Origin of the sequence: Serratia sp. CY81684 (assembly GCF_052166595.1) — a bacterium.
Classification (GTDB): domain Bacteria; phylum Pseudomonadota; class Gammaproteobacteria; order Enterobacterales; family Enterobacteriaceae; genus Serratia; species Serratia nematodiphila.
Genome location: NZ_JBJNOO010000005.1, coordinates 175,751 through 194,016, shown reverse-complemented (window position 1 = coordinate 194,016; position 18,266 = coordinate 175,751). Strand labels below are relative to the sequence as shown.

Sequence of the window (18,266 nt, the reverse complement as noted above, 5' to 3'; positions counted from 1 at the left end):
TATAGGTTAGCAACCTGACTGATTATGAATTTTTTAGTGGAGACGTTTAGATGGGCAAAATTATTGGTATCGACCTGGGTACGACCAACTCTTGCGTAGCAATTATGGATGGTGCCAAGGCACGCGTGCTGGAAAACGCCGAGGGCGACCGCACCACTCCTTCTATTATCGCATATACCCAGGACGGTGAAACTCTGGTTGGCCAGCCGGCTAAGCGTCAGGCAGTCACCAACCCTGAAAACACCCTGTTCGCCATCAAGCGCCTGATCGGTCGCCGCTTCCAGGATGAAGAAGCGCAGCGCGACAAAGCGATCATGCCGTACAAAATCGTCGAAGCCGACAACGGCGACGCCTGGCTGGAAGTGAAAGGCCAGAAAATGGCTCCGCCGCAGATCTCTGCGGAAGTGCTGAAAAAAATGAAGAAAACGGCGGAAGATTACCTGGGCGAACCGGTAACTGAAGCGGTTATCACCGTACCGGCTTACTTCAACGACGCCCAGCGTCAGGCGACTAAAGACGCCGGCCGCATCGCGGGTCTGGAAGTCAAGCGCATCATCAACGAACCGACCGCGGCGGCCCTGGCCTATGGCCTGGACAAAGAAGTCGGCAACCGCACCATCGCGGTTTATGACCTGGGCGGCGGTACTTTCGATATCTCCATCATCGAAATCGACGACGTTGACGGCGAAAAAACCTTCGAAGTGCTGGCGACCAACGGTGACACCCACCTGGGTGGCGAAGACTTCGACAGCCGTCTGATCAACTACCTGGTGGAAGAGTTCAAGAAAGATCAGGGTATCGATCTGCGTAACGATCCGCTGGCGATGCAGCGTCTGAAAGAAGCCGCCGAGAAAGCGAAGATCGAACTGTCTTCCGCTCAGCAGACCGACGTTAACCTGCCGTACATCACTGCAGACGCGACCGGTCCAAAACACATGAACATCAAAGTGACTCGCGCCAAACTCGAGTCGCTGGTTGAAGATCTGGTGGCGCGCTCTATTGAACCGCTGAAAGTGGCGCTGAAAGACGCTGGCCTGTCGGTTTCCGACATTCAGGACGTGATCCTGGTGGGCGGCCAGACCCGTATGCCAATGGTGCAGAAGAAAGTCGCAGACTTCTTCGGCAAAGAACCGCGTAAAGACGTGAACCCGGACGAAGCGGTTGCCGTGGGCGCTGCGGTACAGGGCGGCGTGTTGGCCGGTGATGTGAAAGACGTTCTGCTGCTGGACGTGACCCCGCTGTCGCTGGGTATCGAAACCATGGGCAGCGTGATGACGCCGCTGATCACCAAAAACACCACTATCCCGACCAAGCACAGCCAGGTGTTCTCTACTGCGGAAGACAACCAGTCTGCGGTAACCATCCACGTGCTGCAGGGTGAGCGTAAGCGCGCCAGCGATAACAAATCTCTGGGCCAGTTCAACCTGGACGGTATCCAGGCGGCGCCGCGCGGCATGGCGCAGATCGAAGTGACCTTCGATATCGATGCCGACGGCATCCTGCACGTGTCTGCCAAAGACAAGAACACCGGCCGTGAGCAGAAGATCACCATCAAGGCATCTTCTGGCCTGAACGAAGACGAAATCCAGAAAATGGTGCGCGACGCCGAGCTGAACGCTGAAGCTGACCGCAAGTTCGAAGAGCTGGTACAGACTCGCAACCAGGCGGATCACCTGATCCACGGCACGCGCAAACAGCTGGAAGAAGCGGGCGACAAACTGCCGGCGGAAGACAAAACGGCGATCGAAGCGGCGCTGAAAGATCTGGAAGCGGCGGTAAAAGGCGAAGACAAAGCCGAGATCGAAGCGAAGACCCAGGCGTTGGTGCAGGTTTCCGGCAAGCTGCTGGAAATGGCTCAGGCGCAGCAGGCTCAGCAGGGTGCTGACGCCGGCGCGGACAACGCGGCGCAGAAAGACGACGACGTGGTTGACGCCGAGTTCGAAGAAGTTAAAGACAAAAAATAATCGCCCTTAAGCGGGCACGGGGCGGCCGAGGTGCCGCTCCCGGAAACCAGCACGGGCGTCGAGGCAACTCTGCGCCCGTGCACGCATGTTAAGGGTAAGCGAAAGAATGGCGAAGAAAGACTATTACGAGATTCTCGGCGTCAGCAAGACGGCGGATGAACGTGAGATCAAAAAGGCGTACAAACGCCTGGCGATGAAATACCATCCTGACCGCAACCAGGAACAAGACGCCGAAACCAAGTTTAAAGAAGTTAAAGAAGCTTACGAAGTTCTGACCGACGACCAGAAACGCGCGGCCTACGACCAGTATGGGCACGCAGCCTTTGAACAGGGCGGCATGGGCGGCGGCGGCTTTGGCGGCGGCGCCGACTTCAGCGATATCTTTGGCGACGTGTTTGGCGACATCTTCGGCGGAGGCCGCCGTCAGCGCGCCAGCCGCGGTTCCGATCTGCGCTATAACATGGAGCTGACCCTCGAGGAAGCGGTACGTGGCGTCACCAAAGAGATCCGCATCCCGACGCTGGAAGAGTGCGACGTCTGCCACGGCAGCGGCGCCAAGCCGGGCAGCTCACCGGTTACCTGCCCAACCTGTCACGGCCAGGGCCAGGTGCAGATGCGTCAGGGCTTCTTCACCGTGCAGCAGGCGTGTCCGCACTGCCATGGCCGCGGTCAGATCATCAAAGATCCGTGCAACAAGTGCCACGGCCACGGCCGGGTAGAAAAATCCAAGACGCTGTCGGTGAAAATTCCGGCCGGCGTCGATACCGGCGACCGCATTCGCCTGGCGGGTGAAGGTGAAGCCGGCGAACACGGCGCACCGGCGGGCGATCTGTACGTTCAGGTGCAGGTGAAGGCGCACCCGATCTTCGAGCGTGAAGGCAACAACCTGTACTGTGAAGTGCCGATCAACTTCGCCATGGCGGCGCTGGGCGGCGAGATTGAAGTGCCGACGCTGGACGGCCGGGTGAAACTGAAGGTGCCTTCGGAGACCCAAACCGGCAAGCTGTTCCGCATGCGCGGCAAGGGCGTGAAATCGGTGCGTGGCGGCAGCCAAGGCGACCTGCTGTGCCGCGTGGTGGTGGAAACCCCGGTCAATCTGAACGACAAGCAAAAGCAGCTGCTGCGTGAGCTGGAAGAGAGCCTGGGTGGCCCGTCCGGCGACAAGAACAGCCCGCGTTCGAAGAGCTTCTTCGACGGGGTGAAAAAGTTCTTTGACGATCTGACTCGCTAACCTGCTGTTTCTGTTGGCTTATGTGCGAACCCCGGGCTTCTGTCCCGGGGTTTTTATTTGCGCGCCAAACCGCTAATTCCACAACGTAAATGTGACTTATTCGTGCTTTTTATCGGTTTTTTCGAGCTATTTAGCATTTATAAACTTATTTTTTCGAACTAAAACGCCCTCTATACTCACTTCATGACTGTGGTTCGCAGGGCGCTATGTCCTGCACAGATTTGGAGAGACGTACTGTGACCAACATCATTCGTCAATTTTTACGTCAGGAAGCCGCGGGCGGTATCATTCTGATCGCGGCGGCGATCGTCGCCCTGATCATGGCCAACACCCCGGCGCAGGGGATCTATCAGGCATTCCTTAACCTGCCGGTGATGGTGAAGGTAGCTTCGCTGGAGATCGCCAAGCCGCTGCTGCTGTGGATAAACGACGGCCTGATGGCCATCTTCTTCCTGGTGGTGGGGCTGGAGGTCAAGCGCGAGCTGATGCAAGGCTCGCTGTCCGGGCGCGACAAAGCGGTGTTTCCGGCGATCGCAGCACTGGGCGGCATGTTGGCGCCGGCGCTGATTTACCTGTTGTTCAACGGCGCGGATGAAGTTACCCGCCAGGGCTGGGCGATCCCGGCCGCGACCGACATCGCCTTTGCGCTGGGCGTCATGGCCTTGCTGGGCAACCGCGTGCCGACCAGCCTGAAAGTGTTCCTGCTGGCGTTGGCGATCATCGATGACCTGGGCGTGATTATCATCATCGCGCTGTTCTACACCCACGAAGTGTCGATGGTGGCGCTGGGCGTGGCGGCGGCGGCGACGGTGCTGCTGGCGGTGATGAACTGGCGCGGCGTGGGCAAGACCTCGCTGTATATGATGGTCGGCCTGGTGCTGTGGGTGGCGATCCTCAAGTCCGGGGTGCATGCGACGCTGGCCGGGGTGATTGTCGGCTTTATGATCCCGCTGAACGTCAAGAAGGGGCCATCGCCGTCGGAAACGCTGGAGCATGAGCTGCACCCTTGGGTCGCGTTTATGATCCTGCCGCTGTTCGCTTTCGCCAACGCCGGGGTCTCTTTGCAGGGCGTATCGCTGGATGGGTTGACGTCGCTGCTGCCGGTCGGGATTGCGGCTGGCCTGTTTATCGGCAAGCCGCTGGGGATTTTCCTCTTCAGCCTGCTGGCGGTGAAAATGGGCATCGCCCGTTTGCCTGAAGGTATCGGCTTCAAACAGGTGTTTGCCGTTTCGGTGCTTTGCGGCATTGGTTTTACCATGTCGATTTTTATCGCCTCGCTGGCGTTCGGCGATGCGGATGCGGCGCTCAGCACCTATTCCCGCCTGGGGATCCTGTTGGGCTCCACCACTGCGGCGGTGGTAGGGTATGGATTACTGCGTCTGGCGTTGCCGCGCGTGCGTTAATCCTGAATGTGCCCGGTAAGGGCACATAATAAAATGGCTGGTCGGAGCTGTACGGTATAAAATATGTGCAGCTTCGGCCGTTCTTCGTTGGGACTAATGGGGCTACACGTTGTCTGAAGCAGGGAAAGGAAGTTTGTCGCTCGTCACGGCACACCGTTTGCCGCTGCGAAACGTTGTTAAGGAGAGCCGCTCGTGAGGATGTCGCATATCAACTTTAATCACCTTTACTATTTCTGGCAGGTCTGCAAGGCCGGTTCCGTGGTCGGTGCCGCCGAAGCGTTGTTTCTGACGCCGCAGACCATCACCGGCCAGATCAAAGCGCTGGAAGAGCGGTTGGACGGCAAGCTGTTCAAACGCCAGGGGCGCGGGTTGGTGCCTTCGGAGCTGGGGCAGTTGGTGTTCCGCTATGCCGACAAGATGTTTATGCTCAGCCAGGAAATGCTGGATATCGTCAACTACCGCAAAGAGTCCAACCTGTTGTTCGACGTTGGCGTGGCGGACGCGCTGTCGAAGCGGCTGGTCAGCCAGGTATTGGAAACGGCGGTGGTGGTGGACAACGAGCAGATCCACCTGCGTTGCTTTGAATCGACGCACGAGATGCTGCTGGAGCAGCTCAGCCAGCACAAGCTGGATATGATCCTGTCGGATTGCCCGGTGGACTCCAGCCAGCAGGAAGGGCTGTTCTCGCTGAAGCTGGGCGAGTGCGGCATCAGCTTTTTCTGTCGCCAGCCGGCGCCGGAGCTGCCGTTCCCGGCCTGTCTGGAGCAGCGCAAGCTGCTGATCCCCGGCCGTCGTTCGATGCTGGGGCGCAAGCTGCTCAACTGGTTCAATACGCAGGGTATTCAGGTGGAAATTCTGGGCGAGTTCGACGATGCGGCGCTGATGAAGGCCTTCGGCATGTACCACAATGCGATCTTCGTGGCGCCGACGCTGTATGCGCAGGATACCTACAACGATGACAATGTGGTGGAGATTGGGCGCATCGACAGCGTGCAGGAGGAGTATTACATCATCTTCGCCGAGCGCATGATCCAGCATCCGGCGGTGCAGCGCGTCTGCAACAAAGACTTCTCGGCGCTGTTTTCCTGCTAGCGGTTCACTGAACGCAGGACGTAAAAAAACCGGCCTGAGCCGGTTTTTTTATCAAGCAGATAACGAAATGCTTATTGCATTGCGTTGATGCGTGCAGTCAGGTTTGACTTATGACGCGCTGCTTTGTTTTTGTGGATCAGGCCTTTAGCTGCCTGACGGTCCACCAGTGGCTGCATTACCAGGAATGCATTTTGTGCTGCTTCTTTGTCGCCAGCTGCGATAGCTGCGTCTACCTTCTTGATGAAGGTACGCACCATTGAGCGACGGCTTGCGTTATGCTTGCGGCGTTTCTCAGACTGTACGGCGCGTTTCTTAGCTGATTTGATATTAGCCAAGGTCCAACTCCCAAATATATTCTATTGAGGACAATTCAAAGGCCGAGGAATATGCCCTTTTAGCCTTCGTTTGTCAATGGATTTGTGCAAATAAGCGCCGTTTGTACAGGCGGCACTCGCTACGTTGTGATGGCGCAGGATTTTACCAGCTTCGCTCTTGGGAATACAGTGTTTCGCGAGAAAATTCGCCAATGATTTGCCGCGGCGGGCGCAAGCCGTTGGCCGCGGTCGAGAATCGCCCCGGCAGCGCCGGATAAACTGCGGCGAAGCCGTTTCACGCGCAGATTATCTCCGGTATGGTATGTCTATTACATAAAGGCACCAATCGCGGGTTAACCTTACCGGCTGTACAAGGTATAATCCGCCGATTTCCACTGTTTTGAGCCAGCTATGGAGCTAATTCGCGGCATTCACAATATCCGGGCGCGCCACCATGGTTGCGTGCTCACCATCGGCAACTTTGACGGCGTGCATCGCGGCCATCAGGCGTTGCTGGAACAGTTGAAGCAACAGGGGAAACGCCTCGGGCTGCCGGTGATGGTCATGATCTTTGAGCCGCAGCCGCTGGAGATGTTCGCCGCAGACAAAGCGCCGGCCCGCTTGACGCGCCTGCGCGACAAGGCCAACTATCTGGCGCAGGCGGGCGTCGATTACCTGCTGTGCGTCAAGTTCGATCCGCGTTTCGCCGCCAACACCGCGCAGGCGTTCGTCGCCGAGCTGCTGGTGGAAAAACTGGGCGTCAAATTCCTGATGGTGGGGGATGATTTTCGCTTTGGCGCCGGGCGTCAGGGCGATTTTCCGCTATTGCAGCAGGCCGGAAAAGAGTACGGCTTCGACGTGGTCAGCACCCCGACCTTCCGCGAAGGCGAGCGGCGCATCAGCAGCACCGCGATCCGCACCGCGCTGAGCGAGGACGATCTGCCGCTGGCGGAGACCCTGCTGGGCCACCCGTACAGCATTTCCGGGCGCGTGGTGCACGGCGACGAGCTGGGGCGCACCATCGGCTTCCCGACCGCCAATTTGCCGCTCAAGCGTCTGGTGGCGCCGGTGAAAGGAGTGTATGCGGTGGAAGTGTACGGCCTGGGACCCAAGCCGCTGCCGGGCGTGGCCAATATCGGCACGCGCCCGACCGTCGCCGGCGTGCGCCAGCAGCTGGAAGTGCATCTGCTGGATGTCACAATGGATCTTTACGGGCGCCATATTGAGGTGGTGCTCCGCGCAAAATTGCGCAATGAACAGCGGTTTGCTTCGCTCGATGCCCTGAAGCAGCAAATCGCCAATGATGTGGTGACGGCCCGGAAGTTCTTCGGGCTACAGACACCGGTTTAATCTCTATAGCCGAAAACGGAACCGAGAATCTAATGAGTGACTACAAGAATACCCTGAACTTGCCGGAAACAGGGTTCCCGATGCGCGGCGATCTCGCCAAGCGCGAACCTGGCATGCTGCAACGTTGGTATGAACAGGATCTGTACGGGATTATTCGTACTGCCAAAAAGGGCAAAAAAACCTTCATTTTGCATGACGGCCCTCCGTATGCGAACGGCAGCATTCACATTGGTCACTCGGTTAACAAGATTCTCAAAGACATTATCATCAAGTCGAAAGGGATGGCCGGCTTCGACTCGCCTTATGTGCCGGGTTGGGACTGCCACGGCCTGCCGATCGAACTGAAGGTTGAGCAGCTGTACGGCAAGCCGGGCGAGAAGCTGACGGCGGCCGAGTTCCGCCAGAAGTGCCGCGAGTACGCGGCCGAGCAGGTTGAAGGCCAGAAGAAGGACTTCATCCGTCTGGGCGTGTTGGGTGACTGGGATCGTCCGTACCTGACGATGGACTTCAAAACCGAAGCCAACATCATCCGCGCGCTGGGCAAGATCATCAGCAACGGCCACCTGCTGAAAGGCGCCAAGCCGGTTCACTGGTGCACCGACTGCGGCTCGTCGCTGGCGGAAGCGGAAGTGGAGTACTACGACAAGACTTCGCCGTCGATCGACGTGAGCTTCCATGCGGCCGACGCGGCTGCCGTGGCGGCCAAGTTCGGCGTGAGCCACTTCAACGGCGCCATCTCGCTGGTTATCTGGACCACCACGCCGTGGACCTTGCCGGCCAACCGCGCGATCTCGCTGCACCCGGACTTCACCTATCAGCTGGTGCAGGTTGACGGCCAGTGCCTGATCCTGGCGGCCGAACTGGTGGAAAGCGTGATGAAACGCGCCGGCATCACCGAGTGGACAGTGCTGGGCAGCTGCAAAGGCGCCGATCTGGAGCTGCTGCGCTTCAAACACCCGTTCATGGACTTCGATGTGCCGGCGATCCTCGGCGAGCACGTGACGCTGGACGCCGGTACCGGTGCGGTGCACACCGCGCCAGGCCACGGCCCGGACGACTTCGTGATCGGCCAGAAATACGGCCTGGAAGTGGCCAACCCGGTAGGGCCGAACGGCTGCTACCTGACCGGCACCTACCCGCTGCTGGACGGCAAGTTCGTCTTCAAGGCCAACGATCTGATCGTCGATCTGCTGCGTGACAAAGGCGCGCTGCTGCACGTCGAGAAGTTCCTGCACAGCTATCCGTGCTGCTGGCGCCACAAGACGCCGATCATCTTCCGCGCCACGCCGCAGTGGTTCATCAGCATGGATCAGAAAGGCCTGCGTCAGCAGTCGCTGGAGGAGATCAAGGGCGTGCAGTGGATCCCGGATTGGGGCCAGGCGCGCATCGAAATGATGGTGGCCAACCGTCCGGACTGGTGCATCTCGCGTCAGCGCACCTGGGGCGTGCCGATGTCGCTGTTCGTGCATAAAGAGACCGAACAGCTGCACCCGCGCAGCGTTGAGCTGATGGAAGAAGTGGCCAAGCGCGTCGAGCAAGACGGCATTCAGGCCTGGTGGGATCTGGACGCGGCCGACATCCTCGGCGCGGAAGCCGCCGACTACGTGAAAGTGCCGGATACGCTGGACGTGTGGTTCGATTCCGGTTCCACCCACGCCTCGGTTGTCGACGTTCGCCCTGAGTTTAACGGCCACGGCGCCGACATGTATCTGGAAGGCTCCGACCAGCATCGTGGCTGGTTCATGTCCTCGCTGATGATTTCCACCGCGATGAAGGGCAAGGCGCCGTACAAGGAAGTGCTGACCCACGGCTTCACCGTCGACGGCCAGGGCCGCAAGATGTCCAAGTCGATCGGCAACACCGTCAGCCCGCAGGACGTGATGAACAAGCTGGGCGGCGACATTCTGCGTCTGTGGGTGGCGTCGACCGATTACACCGGCGAGATCGCGGTGTCCGACGAGATCCTCAAGCGTTCTGCCGACGCTTATCGCCGCATCCGCAACACCGCGCGCTTCCTGCTGGCCAACCTGAACGGGTTTGAGCCAAGCACCGATTGCGTGGCGCCGGAAGACATGGTGGTGCTGGATCGCTGGGCGGTCGGCCGCGCGCTGGCGGCGCAGCGGGATATCGAGCAGGCTTACGCCAACTACGATTTCCACGAAGTGGTGCAGCGCCTGATGCAGTTCTGCTCGGTCGAGATGGGCTCCTTCTACCTGGATATCATCAAGGATCGTCAGTACACCGCCAAGAGCGACAGCGTCGCTCGCCGCAGCTGCCAGACCGCGCTGTATCACATCGTCGAAGCGCTGGTGCGCTGGATGGCGCCGATCATGTCGTTCACTGCGGACGAGATCTGGGGCTTCATGCCGGGCAAACGCGCGCAGTACGTGTTCACTGAAGAGTGGTACGACGGCCTGTTCGGGCTGGCGGAAGGCGAGCCGATGAACGACGCTTTCTGGGCCGAGTTGCTGAAAGTGCGCGGTGAAGTGAACAAGGTGCTGGAGCAGGCGCGTGCCGACAAACGCCTCGGCGGCTCGCTGGAAGCGGCGGTGACGCTGTATGCCGACAGCGAGTTGGCGGCGCGTCTGAACAGCCTGCAGGATGAGCTGCGCTTTGTGCTGCTGACCTCTGCGGCAAGCGTTGCGCCATTGGCGGATGCGCCGGCCGATGCGCAGGCCTCCGAGCTGCTGAAAGGGCTGAAGATCGCCTTCAGCACAGCGCCGGGTGAGAAGTGCCCGCGCTGCTGGCATTACACCACCGATATCGGTCTGGTGGCGGAGCATGCAGACATCTGCGGCCGCTGTGTGAGCAACGTCGCCGGTGACGGCGAGAAGCGTAACTTTGCCTGAGAACTTGCGCCTGATGAGTAAACCAATTTGTTCGACCGGCCTGCGTTGGCTGTGGGTTGTAGTGGCGGTGCTGGCGCTGGATTTCGGCAGCAAACAGTGGATCCTCGCTAACTTTACGCTGGGCCAGTCCCAGCCGTTGATCCCGTCGTTCAACCTGTTTTACGCGCGCAACTACGGCGCCGCGTTCAGCTTCCTGGCCGACCATGGCGGTTGGCAGCGCTGGTTCTTTGCCGGCATCGCCATCGCCATCGTCGCGGTGCTGCTGGTGATGATGTACCGCAGCACCGCGCAGCAGAAGCTGAACAACATCGCCTACGCCTTTATTATCGGCGGGGCGTTGGGCAACCTGTTCGATCGCCTGTGGCACGGTTTTGTGGTCGACTTCATCGACTTCTACGTCGGTGACTGGCACTACCCGACCTTCAATCTGGCGGACAGCTTTATCTGCGTGGGTGCGGCGATGATCGTGCTGGAAGGTTTCCTGTCGCCGGCGAGCAAAGGCGCAAAGAGTAAAGGTGAGTAATATGACGGCTCAGGTTATCAGTGACAGCGCGGTGCTGGTTCACTTCACGCTGAAACTGGAAGACGGTTCGACCGCCGAATCCACCCGCAGCAGCGGCAAACCGGCGCTGTTCCGCCTGGGTGACGGCAGCCTGTCGGCGCCGCTGGAAGAGCAACTGCTCGGCCTGCGCGCGGGCGACAAGTGCGCCTTTACCCTGCAGCCGGAAGCGGCGTTCGGCGCGGAGAACCCGGATCTGGTCCAGTTCTTCTCGCGCCGCGACTTCGCGGAAACCGGCGTGCCGGACGTGGGCACCATCATGCTGTTTACCGCCATCGACGGCAGTGAAATGCCGGGCGTGGTGCGTGCGGTGGCGGAAGATTCGATCACCGTCGATTTCAACCATCCGCTGGCGGGCCATCCGGTGACCTTCGACATCGAAGTGCTGGAGATTGATCCGCAGCAGGAGGAGACGCATGCAAATATTGCTGGCTAACCCGCGCGGCTTCTGCGCCGGGGTTGATCGTGCGATCAGCATCGTGGAACGCGCGCTGGAGCTGTATGGCGCGCCGATCTACGTAAGGCATGAAGTGGTGCACAACCGCTACGTGGTCGACAGCCTGCGTGAGCGCGGCGCCGTGTTTATCGAAGAGATCGCCGAAGTGCCGGACGGCTCTATCCTGATCTTCTCGGCGCACGGCGTGTCTCAAGCCGTGCGCGCCGAAGCCAAGGCGCGCGATCTGACCATGCTGTTCGACGCCACCTGTCCGCTGGTGACCAAGGTGCATATGGAAGTGGCGCGTGCCAGCCGCCGCGGCACCGAAGCGATTCTGATCGGCCATGCCGGGCACCCGGAGGTGGAAGGCACCATGGGCCAGTACAGCAATCCGCAGGGCGGCATGTACCTGGTCGAGTCGCCGGATGACGTGTGGAAACTGCAGGTGAAAGACGAAAACAACCTGTGCTTCATGACGCAGACCACGCTGTCGGTGGATGATACCTCGGACGTGATCGACGCGCTGCGTCAGCGCTTCCCGAGCATTATCGGTCCGCGCAAGGATGACATTTGCTACGCCACCACCAACCGTCAGGAAGCGGTGCGCAACCTGGCCGGCGATGCGGACGTGGTGCTGGTGGTGGGGTCGAAGAACTCCTCCAACTCTAACCGTCTGGCGGAACTGGCGCAGCGCGTCGGCAAACCGGCTTATCTGATCGATTCGGCGGCGGATATTCAGGAAAGCTGGCTGAGCGAAGCGCGCAATATCGGCGTTACCGCCGGCGCCTCGGCACCGGATGTGCTGGTGCAGGAGGTGATCTCCCGCCTGAAAGCGCTGGGCGGCCTGGACGTGCATGAAATCAGCGGGCGTGAAGAGAACATCGTGTTCGAAGTGCCGAAAGAGCTGCGCGTGGACGTCCGTCAGATTGACTGAGGTGCGTGAGTGAATGACAACGGGGAGCTTAGGCTTCCCGTTTTTTTTGGAATGCCAACGGCATTAAAAATAAAATGCTGAGTATATTCAAATTTTCTGCTAACTAAAGTCAAATTTATTCTGAGTATTTGAAATAGCGGTGGCGTCATTAATTATATAGGCTGAATGAAGTCATTAAATAGAATATCATTAGGCTGCAATCTAAATAGGGCCTGGTGTCGTCAACGTGATTACAATAATTACAATAGTAGTCTTGCAGATGTTTCTTATTTTATTCTTGTCGAATCTGTTCTAGGTCGTTTAATCCTTTCTCCTTTAAATAGAGCTTCATATGCTCCAGCAATCGCCGGACTTTTAATGGCTGGATCTCCCGTCGCGGCATAATGGCATAGCAATTAATTTCCGGTAATCGCCAGTCGGGCAATATTTCAATCAGCTCGCCGCTGCGCAACTCTCGCTCGACGTTGGCGAAGAAATTGCGAATGATGCCTTTGCCGGTCAGCGCCAGCTCCTTCATCGCCATGCCGCTGTTGGTGAACAGTCGCCCGGTCATGCGCATGCGGTGCTCGCCGCCGTCGCGATGGATCAGGCGAACAAACTGCGGATTGCCGAGCGGCGTAAAGGTGACCCAATGATGATGGGTCAGCGCCTGAGGCGAATCCGGCACCCCGTGGTGTGCCAGGTAGGCCGGGGAAGCGCACAGCACTTCGCGGCAGCGCGCCAGCCGCGTTGAGACGTAGCTGGAGTCAGCCAGCGCACCGCCGCGTATTGCCAGATCGATGCGTTGCGCGATGAGGTCTATTCTCTCATCGTGGATTTCCAACCGCAGCGTGATGCGCGGGTGTTCGTCGAGGAAGCTCTGCAGCGCCGGCACCAGATAATGGGTGGCGAATTCGGTCGAGGTGGCGACGCGCAGTTCACCGACCAGCTCGCCGCGCAGCGCGGCGATCCGCTGTTGCCCGCGCTCGGCGGCGTGGATCATCAGCAGACAATCTTCATAAAAGCACAATCCGGCTTCGGTCAGGCTCAATGAGCGCGTCGATCGCAACAGTAATTGAATGCCCAGATGTTCCTCCAGCTGGCGAATATGCTGGCTGACGGCGGAGGTCGTCATGCCCAATTCTTTTGCCGCCATGCTGAATGCGCCACAATCGACCACTTTTGAGAAAATGGCCATGCGTTTTAAAATATTGCTCATAGTTTGTTAAGCACAACTTAACCAAGATTGTGAATTATACGGGCTAATAATATAGCACCATCTTTCCTATATTGCCTGAAGCATATAAACGACGGGCTGATTATTATTTTGCATGCGCTTTATCTCTTTTTGATAAATCTTATTGTGCTTGCCAATAATACACCCGCGCCACATCGCAACAGGAGCTCATTGTGGATAGCGCACAGAAAAAAGAAGAAATAGCATTAAAAATCCTACGTGAATTATTGCAATATCGACGTCGCCTCATCGCCGACGATGCTTCTCTGGCTGAAGAAGAGCGGCAGGTCACTCAGGTGCAATTGCCGCGCATTCGGGCATTCATTGAAAACGACCAGCGCATCGAATTCGTGCTGCCGGCTTTTCCGACCAAGTCACCCAACGCCAATAAGGTGATAGGCGCGGTGCCGGACATGGCGGAGCGGCTGTCGCTGATCTTCCTCAACTCGCTGTGCCAGCGCATTCAACTCTATTACCCGCCGGGCGCGCATATCGTTATCTGTTCCGACGGCCATGTGTTCGGCGATCTGATCCGCGTCAGCGACGAAGCGATCAACCATTATCAACGTGAGATTGAAAGCCTGCTGCATGAAGTAGGCGCAACCCACCTGAGCGTGTTCAACCTCGGCGACGTCAAAGGTCTGGCGGAGCATACCGATGACTACGATCTGCTGCGCCGGCTGTTGGTGGACGGCTATGCCGAATCGGAAGAGGCGATCAAGCGCCAGCTGATGCAGGACGAGCAGGGATTAATGCTGTATCGCGCCATCACGCGCTTCTTGTATGAAGACAGCCTCCTGCCGGGCTACAGCGGTTCCAACGCCGCGCTGCAAAAAGACGCCAAACGGCGCGCCTGCGGCGTTATCCAGCGCAGCTGGGCCTGGGGCAACCTGCTGGCCCAGCATTTCCCGGCGGCGATCCGCCTGTCGATTCACCCGCAGCCGGCCGACAGCCTGAAGATAGGTATCCACATGATGCCGACCAAAGACGACTGGCTGACGCCGTGGCATGGCGTGGCGGCCAACGTGAACGGCCAGTTCGTACTGATGAAGCGTAAAGACGCGCAGAGCCTGGACGGCGAGCTGGTTGAGATTCGCGGCACGCCGAGCCATTACCTGATCGAACAACCGCAGATGGCCTGAGGCCACTGCAGGCTTTTGCGCCCGAAATCCTGGCGGACGCGTTTTTGACGGCACGTTGCCGTGTGAGCAGCACATTCGATGCAAGGAGAATCACCGATGAATAACCAACCGCTTAATTGCCATATTCAACCGAATACCCCGTTTGGCGCGATCCTGACGCCGCAGCATCCGGGGCAAAAGATCGGCGAACTGCCGGTGGCAGCGCTGCGGGCGCTGGCGCAGGAGCATCACTTGCTGGTGCTGCGCGGATTCGACTCCGGTTTCAGCGATGGGGAGGTTCTGACGCGCTACGCCGAGCAGTGGGGCGAGATCATGATGTGGCCGTTTGGCGCGGTGCTGGACGTGAAGGAACATCCGGACGCCAAGGATCATATTTTCGACAGCAGCTACGTCCCGCTGCATTGGGATGGCATGTATAAGCCGACTATTCCCGAGTTCCAGCTGTTCCACTGCGTGGCGGCGCCGTCGCCGGACGAAGGCGGGTGCACTACCTTCGTCGACACCACGCGCTTGCTGGCCAATGCGGACGAAGCGTTGCTGGATCAGTGGCTGTCGGTCTCGATCACCTACCGCATCAAGCAGGTGGTGCACTACGGCGGTGAAGTCTGTTCGCCGCTGGTGGTGCAGCACCCGAACGGCAGGGGCTTGATCATGCGCTACAATGAACCGCCGACGGAGGGGAAAAAATTCCTCAATCAACATGCGCTGGAATATCACGGCGTGCCGGAACAACTGCAGGAACAGTTCCACCACACTCTGCAGCAGCATCTGTACGATCCGCGTCACTATTATGCCCACCAATGGCAACAGGGCGACGTGGTGGTGGCGGACAACTTCTCGCTGCTGCATGGGCGTGAGGGCTTCACCGCCCGTTCCGCGCGTCATTTGCAGCGCGTGCATATTCAGAGCAACCCGGTGTGCGCCAATCTGGCGCTGAAGCCGGCTAACGCAGAAGCGTAAAGGAGCATTATGGCAAGGATATTGATGGCGGCAGTCGCCACTCCGGGGCACGTTTACCCGATGTTGGCCATCGCTCGCCACCTGATTGCCCAAGGGCATCAGGTGCGGGTGATGACCGGCGCGCTGTTCCGCGAACGCGCCGAGGCGGTGGGTGCGAGCTTCGTGCCGTTCGACGCGCAGGTGGATTTCGATTACCGCCACCTGGAGCAGCACTTCCCCGAGCGCGCCGCCCTGCCGCCGGGCAATGCACAGATGGCGCTGGCGCTGAAAGATTTCTTCGCCGCGCCGATCCCGCTGCTGGATCGGCAACTGCGTGCGACTATCGCTGCCGAAGACACCGATCTGCTGATGGTGGAGAACTGCTTCTACGGCGTGCTGCCGCTGCTGCAGTCTGCCGAACGGCCGCCGGTCTTCGGTATCGGGGTCACGCCGCTGTCGTATTCCTCGCGCGATGCTATTTTTTATGGTCCACGCATCCCGCCGGCGCTGCTGCCGCAGGCGCTGACCCGTGAGCAGCTGGTGGATGAAGAAACGCGCGTGCTGCTCGATGAAGTACAGCAGAGCTTCGATGCAGCGCTGGTGCAGGCGGGGGGACGGGCGCTGGATCGCCCGTTCACCGACGCGCTGATCGGCGGCTGCGAGCGTTTCCTGCAGCTGGCTACCACGGCGCTGGAATATGAGCGTGACGATCTGCCGAGCGGCGTGCGCTTCGTCGGCCCGCTGCGCAGCGGCGGCCAGCCGGCGGCGGAAGAAACGCTGTGGGAGGCGGACGATCGTCGGCCGCTGGTGATTGTGACGCAGGGCACGCTGGCCAATGTCGATCTGCATCAGCTGATCGTGCCGACGCTGCAAGCGCTGGCTCATCTGCCGGTGCGGGTGTTGGCCACCACCGGCGGGCGGGCGACGGAAGGACTGATGGACGCGCTGCCGGCCAATGCCAGAGTGCGGGAGTTTATCTCCTTCGAACGCTGGTTGCCGGAGACGGCGCTGCTGATCACCAACGGCGGTTACGGCTCGATCAACTATGCGCTGAACAGCGGCGTGCCGCTGATCGTCGCCGGCACCGGCGAAGACAAACTGGAGGCGGCCGCGCGCGTGGTCGCCGCCGGGTGCGGCATCAGCCTGCACACCAGCACGCCAAGCCCTGAACAGATCCTGGCGGCGGCGACGCGCATTCTGCAGCAGCCGATCTATCGCCAGCGCGCGGCACTGGTGCGTGAGGACTATGCCCGCCACGATGCGCTGACGGCGATCGCCAACGAAGTGGCCGCCATTACCGCCTGACCTCGCTGTGATCCTTTCCCCAGGCGCCGTTTTCGGCGCCTTTTTTCTGCATTTTTTTGCCATGGAAACTGCATGATTATGTACAATCGTCGCAGGCCGCCAAATCGGTTGAATGTTAATCTCACGACAGCGCCGCTGATGAAAGCGGGGGAATATCATAATTTTCTAATTATGAAATGAATCCTCTGGCGGCGCTGCAGCGGGGCAGTTACCCTGAATCGATAGCCTAATGGGATAGGCGTCAAATCAAGAAGAGAGCAAGCATGAGTGATTCACAAATCCGCATTGCGATTGCGGGCGCCGGCGGCCGGATGGGCCGTCAGTTGATCCAGGCGGTGCAGCAGGCGGAAGGCGTGGTGTTGGGCGCGGCGCTGTCGCGCCCGGGTTCAAGCCTGATCGGCGTCGACGCCGGCGAGTTGGCGGGCATTGGCGCGCTGGGCGTCAAGGTAAGCGACAGCCTGGAGAAAGTGGCGAGTGAGTTCGACATTTTGATCGACTTCACCCGCCCGGAAAGCACGCGGAACTACCTGGATTTTTGCGTGGCGCACCACAAGGCGATGGTGATTGGCACCACCGGCTTCGATGACGCCGGCAAGCAGGCGATCCGCGCTGCGGCGCAGCATATCGGCATCGTGTTCGCCGCCAACTTCAGCGTCGGCGTCAACCTGGTGCTGAAACTGCTGGAGAAGGCCGCGCAGGTGATGGGCGACTATACCGATATCGAAATCGTCGAGGCGCACCACCGCCACAAAGTGGATGCGCCGTCGGGCACGGCGTTGGCGATGGGCGAAGCGATCGCCAGCGCGCTGGGGCGCGATCTGAAAAGCTGTGCGGTCTATGCGCGCGAAGGCCATACCGGCGAACGCGATCCCCAAAGCATCGGCTTTGCCACCATTCGCGCCGGCGACATCGTCGGCGAGCACACGGCAATGTTCGCCGACATCGGTGAACGGGTGGAAATTACCCATAAGGCTTCCAGCCGCATGACTTTTGCCAGCGGTGCGGTGCGCGCGGCTGCCTGGCTGCATAACCGGGATAAAGGTTTGTTTGATATGCGTGATGTGTTGAATTTGGACCAGTTATAATTGATTTGCATACCATCGTGATGTGGTTGTATTGATCATAATGCTATGATAATCGGGCAATAATTTTATTGTCCTTTTTTTTAACATGATAAATATCGTGTTGATTTTATTTCATTATCAAAGCTGTTATTTATCTGCATTTACTTTGCTAATCATCTCCTTTTTTTCCACCCTCGGCTTTTTTAGCGTCTTTTTTGTCCCATTCTGGCGCCATTTTCCATCATTCTTCCCCGCAACCGTTTTCCAGCCCCGGTTTTCTGTGTTTTTATCGGCGCTCAAGCCGCATGAGTGCCGAGAACTGCAAAAATAAAACAAAAAACGGCAGTTTGGGTAGACAAGCCAGGCACTCATCATTAAAATGCGCCCAATTTGCCAAAAATTGGCCTCGCGGACGGTTTTTGCATTGATTTAGATCGCGATATCTGAATTAATATGCAAATATTGTGA

Annotated in this window: 15 protein-coding genes; 13 read left to right on the top strand and 2 right to left on the bottom strand. The window is 58.8% G+C overall.

From position 1 onward, the window contains the following. The first annotated feature begins 50 nt into the window (after positions 1 to 50). From dnaK to nhaR, 4 genes are all read left to right on the top strand, one after another. Positions 51 to 1,964: a molecular chaperone DnaK gene (gene dnaK, locus ACJ8QF_RS18890; RefSeq protein WP_004932972.1), complete on the top strand. Its 1,914-nt coding sequence runs from the start codon at positions 51 to 53 to the stop codon at positions 1,962 to 1,964. Positions 1,965 to 2,070: 106 nt separating this feature from the next. Further along, the gene (dnaJ, locus tag ACJ8QF_RS18885) at positions 2,071 to 3,195 is read left to right on the top strand and encodes a molecular chaperone DnaJ (protein ID WP_004932969.1); all 1,125 of its coding nucleotides are present in this window, start codon (positions 2,071 to 2,073) and stop codon (positions 3,193 to 3,195) included. 236 nt (positions 3,196 to 3,431) lie between these two features. Next, positions 3,432 to 4,598 (top strand): Na+/H+ antiporter NhaA, encoded by a 1,167-nt coding sequence (nhaA, locus tag ACJ8QF_RS18880; protein ID WP_049187973.1) that lies wholly within the window; start codon positions 3,432 to 3,434, stop codon positions 4,596 to 4,598. A 192-nt stretch (positions 4,599 to 4,790) separates the two neighbouring features. Next, positions 4,791 to 5,690, top strand: coding sequence for a transcriptional activator NhaR (gene nhaR / locus ACJ8QF_RS18875; protein ID WP_004932962.1), 900 nt, complete (start codon positions 4,791 to 4,793; stop codon positions 5,688 to 5,690). Between the two features lie 71 nt (positions 5,691 to 5,761). Here nhaR and rpsT read toward each other — a convergent pair whose 3' ends face one another. Continuing rightward, positions 5,762 to 6,025 (bottom strand): 30S ribosomal protein S20, encoded by a 264-nt coding sequence (gene rpsT, locus ACJ8QF_RS18870; RefSeq protein ID WP_004932960.1) that lies wholly within the window; start codon positions 6,023 to 6,025, stop codon positions 5,762 to 5,764. A 390-nt stretch (positions 6,026 to 6,415) separates the two neighbouring features. Here rpsT and ribF point away from each other — a divergent pair, with 390 nt between their 5' ends. The 5 genes from ribF to ispH are packed head-to-tail and all read left to right on the top strand — an operon-like array spanning position 6,416 to position 12,132. Next, positions 6,416 to 7,354 carry a bifunctional riboflavin kinase/FAD synthetase gene (gene ribF, locus ACJ8QF_RS18865; protein WP_044029716.1) on the top strand — a complete coding sequence of 313 codons (939 nt, stop codon included), beginning with the start codon at positions 6,416 to 6,418 and terminating at the stop codon, positions 7,352 to 7,354. Between the two features lie 32 nt (positions 7,355 to 7,386). Beyond that, positions 7,387 to 10,203 carry an isoleucine--tRNA ligase gene (gene ileS / locus ACJ8QF_RS18860; protein WP_442537756.1) on the top strand — a complete coding sequence of 939 codons (2,817 nt, stop codon included), beginning with the start codon at positions 7,387 to 7,389 and terminating at the stop codon, positions 10,201 to 10,203. A 13-nt stretch (positions 10,204 to 10,216) separates the two neighbouring features. Then, complete coding sequence (lspA, locus tag ACJ8QF_RS18855; protein WP_004932951.1) at positions 10,217 to 10,726, top strand: signal peptidase II; 510 nt, start codon at positions 10,217 to 10,219, stop codon at positions 10,724 to 10,726. A 1-nt stretch (position 10,727) separates the two neighbouring features. Further along, positions 10,728 to 11,198 (top strand): FKBP-type peptidyl-prolyl cis-trans isomerase, encoded by a 471-nt coding sequence (gene fkpB, locus ACJ8QF_RS18850; protein ID WP_004932949.1) that lies wholly within the window; start codon positions 10,728 to 10,730, stop codon positions 11,196 to 11,198. Continuing rightward, complete coding sequence (gene ispH / locus ACJ8QF_RS18845; protein WP_004932946.1) at positions 11,179 to 12,132, top strand: 4-hydroxy-3-methylbut-2-enyl diphosphate reductase; 954 nt, start codon at positions 11,179 to 11,181, stop codon at positions 12,130 to 12,132. The genes fkpB and ispH overlap by 20 nt, the downstream gene beginning before the upstream one ends. Before the next feature lie 271 nt (positions 12,133 to 12,403). On the opposite strand, the gene ACJ8QF_RS18840 is transcribed toward ispH, so the two are convergent. After that, on the bottom strand, positions 12,404 to 13,309 hold the full coding sequence (locus ACJ8QF_RS18840; protein WP_021505363.1) for a LysR family transcriptional regulator: 906 nt from the start codon (positions 13,307 to 13,309) through the stop codon (positions 12,404 to 12,406). Positions 13,310 to 13,521: 212 nt separating this feature from the next. Here ACJ8QF_RS18840 and pvcA point away from each other — a divergent pair, with 212 nt between their 5' ends. From pvcA to dapB, 4 genes are all read left to right on the top strand, one after another. Further along, positions 13,522 to 14,490 carry an L-tyrosine isonitrile synthase gene (gene pvcA / locus ACJ8QF_RS18835; protein WP_004932937.1) on the top strand — a complete coding sequence of 323 codons (969 nt, stop codon included), beginning with the start codon at positions 13,522 to 13,524 and terminating at the stop codon, positions 14,488 to 14,490. 96 nt (positions 14,491 to 14,586) lie between these two features. Next, positions 14,587 to 15,450 (top strand): TauD/TfdA family dioxygenase, encoded by an 864-nt coding sequence (locus ACJ8QF_RS18830; protein ID WP_265261729.1) that lies wholly within the window; start codon positions 14,587 to 14,589, stop codon positions 15,448 to 15,450. A gap of 24 nt (positions 15,451 to 15,474) precedes the next feature. After that, positions 15,475 to 16,734, top strand: a complete 1,260-nt coding sequence (locus ACJ8QF_RS18825) for a glycosyltransferase (RefSeq protein WP_004932926.1) — start codon at positions 15,475 to 15,477, stop codon at positions 16,732 to 16,734. A gap of 263 nt (positions 16,735 to 16,997) precedes the next feature. Continuing rightward, on the top strand, positions 16,998 to 17,819 hold the full coding sequence (gene dapB, locus ACJ8QF_RS18820; protein ID WP_442537755.1) for a 4-hydroxy-tetrahydrodipicolinate reductase: 822 nt from the start codon (positions 16,998 to 17,000) through the stop codon (positions 17,817 to 17,819). Positions 17,820 to 18,266 lie beyond the last annotated feature (447 nt).

What these genes read in the sequence shown, in the direction of transcription:
- dnaK (WP_004932972.1), top strand. Translation starts at nt 51, where the DNA reads ATGGGCAAAATTATTGGTATCGACCTGGGTACGACCAACTCTTGCGTA.
- dnaJ (WP_004932969.1), top strand. Translation starts at nt 2,071, where the DNA reads ATGGCGAAGAAAGACTATTACGAGATTCTCGGCGTCAGCAAGACGGCG.
- ribF (WP_044029716.1), top strand. Translation starts at nt 6,416, where the DNA reads ATGGAGCTAATTCGCGGCATTCACAATATCCGGGCGCGCCACCATGGT.
- ileS (WP_442537756.1), top strand. Translation starts at nt 7,387, where the DNA reads ATGAGTGACTACAAGAATACCCTGAACTTGCCGGAAACAGGGTTCCCG.
- lspA (WP_004932951.1), top strand. Translation starts at nt 10,217, where the DNA reads ATGAGTAAACCAATTTGTTCGACCGGCCTGCGTTGGCTGTGGGTTGTA.
- fkpB (WP_004932949.1), top strand. Translation starts at nt 10,728, where the DNA reads ATGACGGCTCAGGTTATCAGTGACAGCGCGGTGCTGGTTCACTTCACG.
- ispH (WP_004932946.1), top strand. Translation starts at nt 11,179, where the DNA reads ATGCAAATATTGCTGGCTAACCCGCGCGGCTTCTGCGCCGGGGTTGAT.
- ACJ8QF_RS18840 (WP_021505363.1), bottom strand. Translation starts at nt 13,309, where the DNA reads ATGGCCATTTTCTCAAAAGTGGTCGATTGTGGCGCATTCAGCATGGCG.
- ACJ8QF_RS18830 (WP_265261729.1), top strand. Translation starts at nt 14,587, where the DNA reads ATGAATAACCAACCGCTTAATTGCCATATTCAACCGAATACCCCGTTT.
- ACJ8QF_RS18825 (WP_004932926.1), top strand. Translation starts at nt 15,475, where the DNA reads ATGGCGGCAGTCGCCACTCCGGGGCACGTTTACCCGATGTTGGCCATC.
- dapB (WP_442537755.1), top strand. Translation starts at nt 16,998, where the DNA reads ATGAGTGATTCACAAATCCGCATTGCGATTGCGGGCGCCGGCGGCCGG.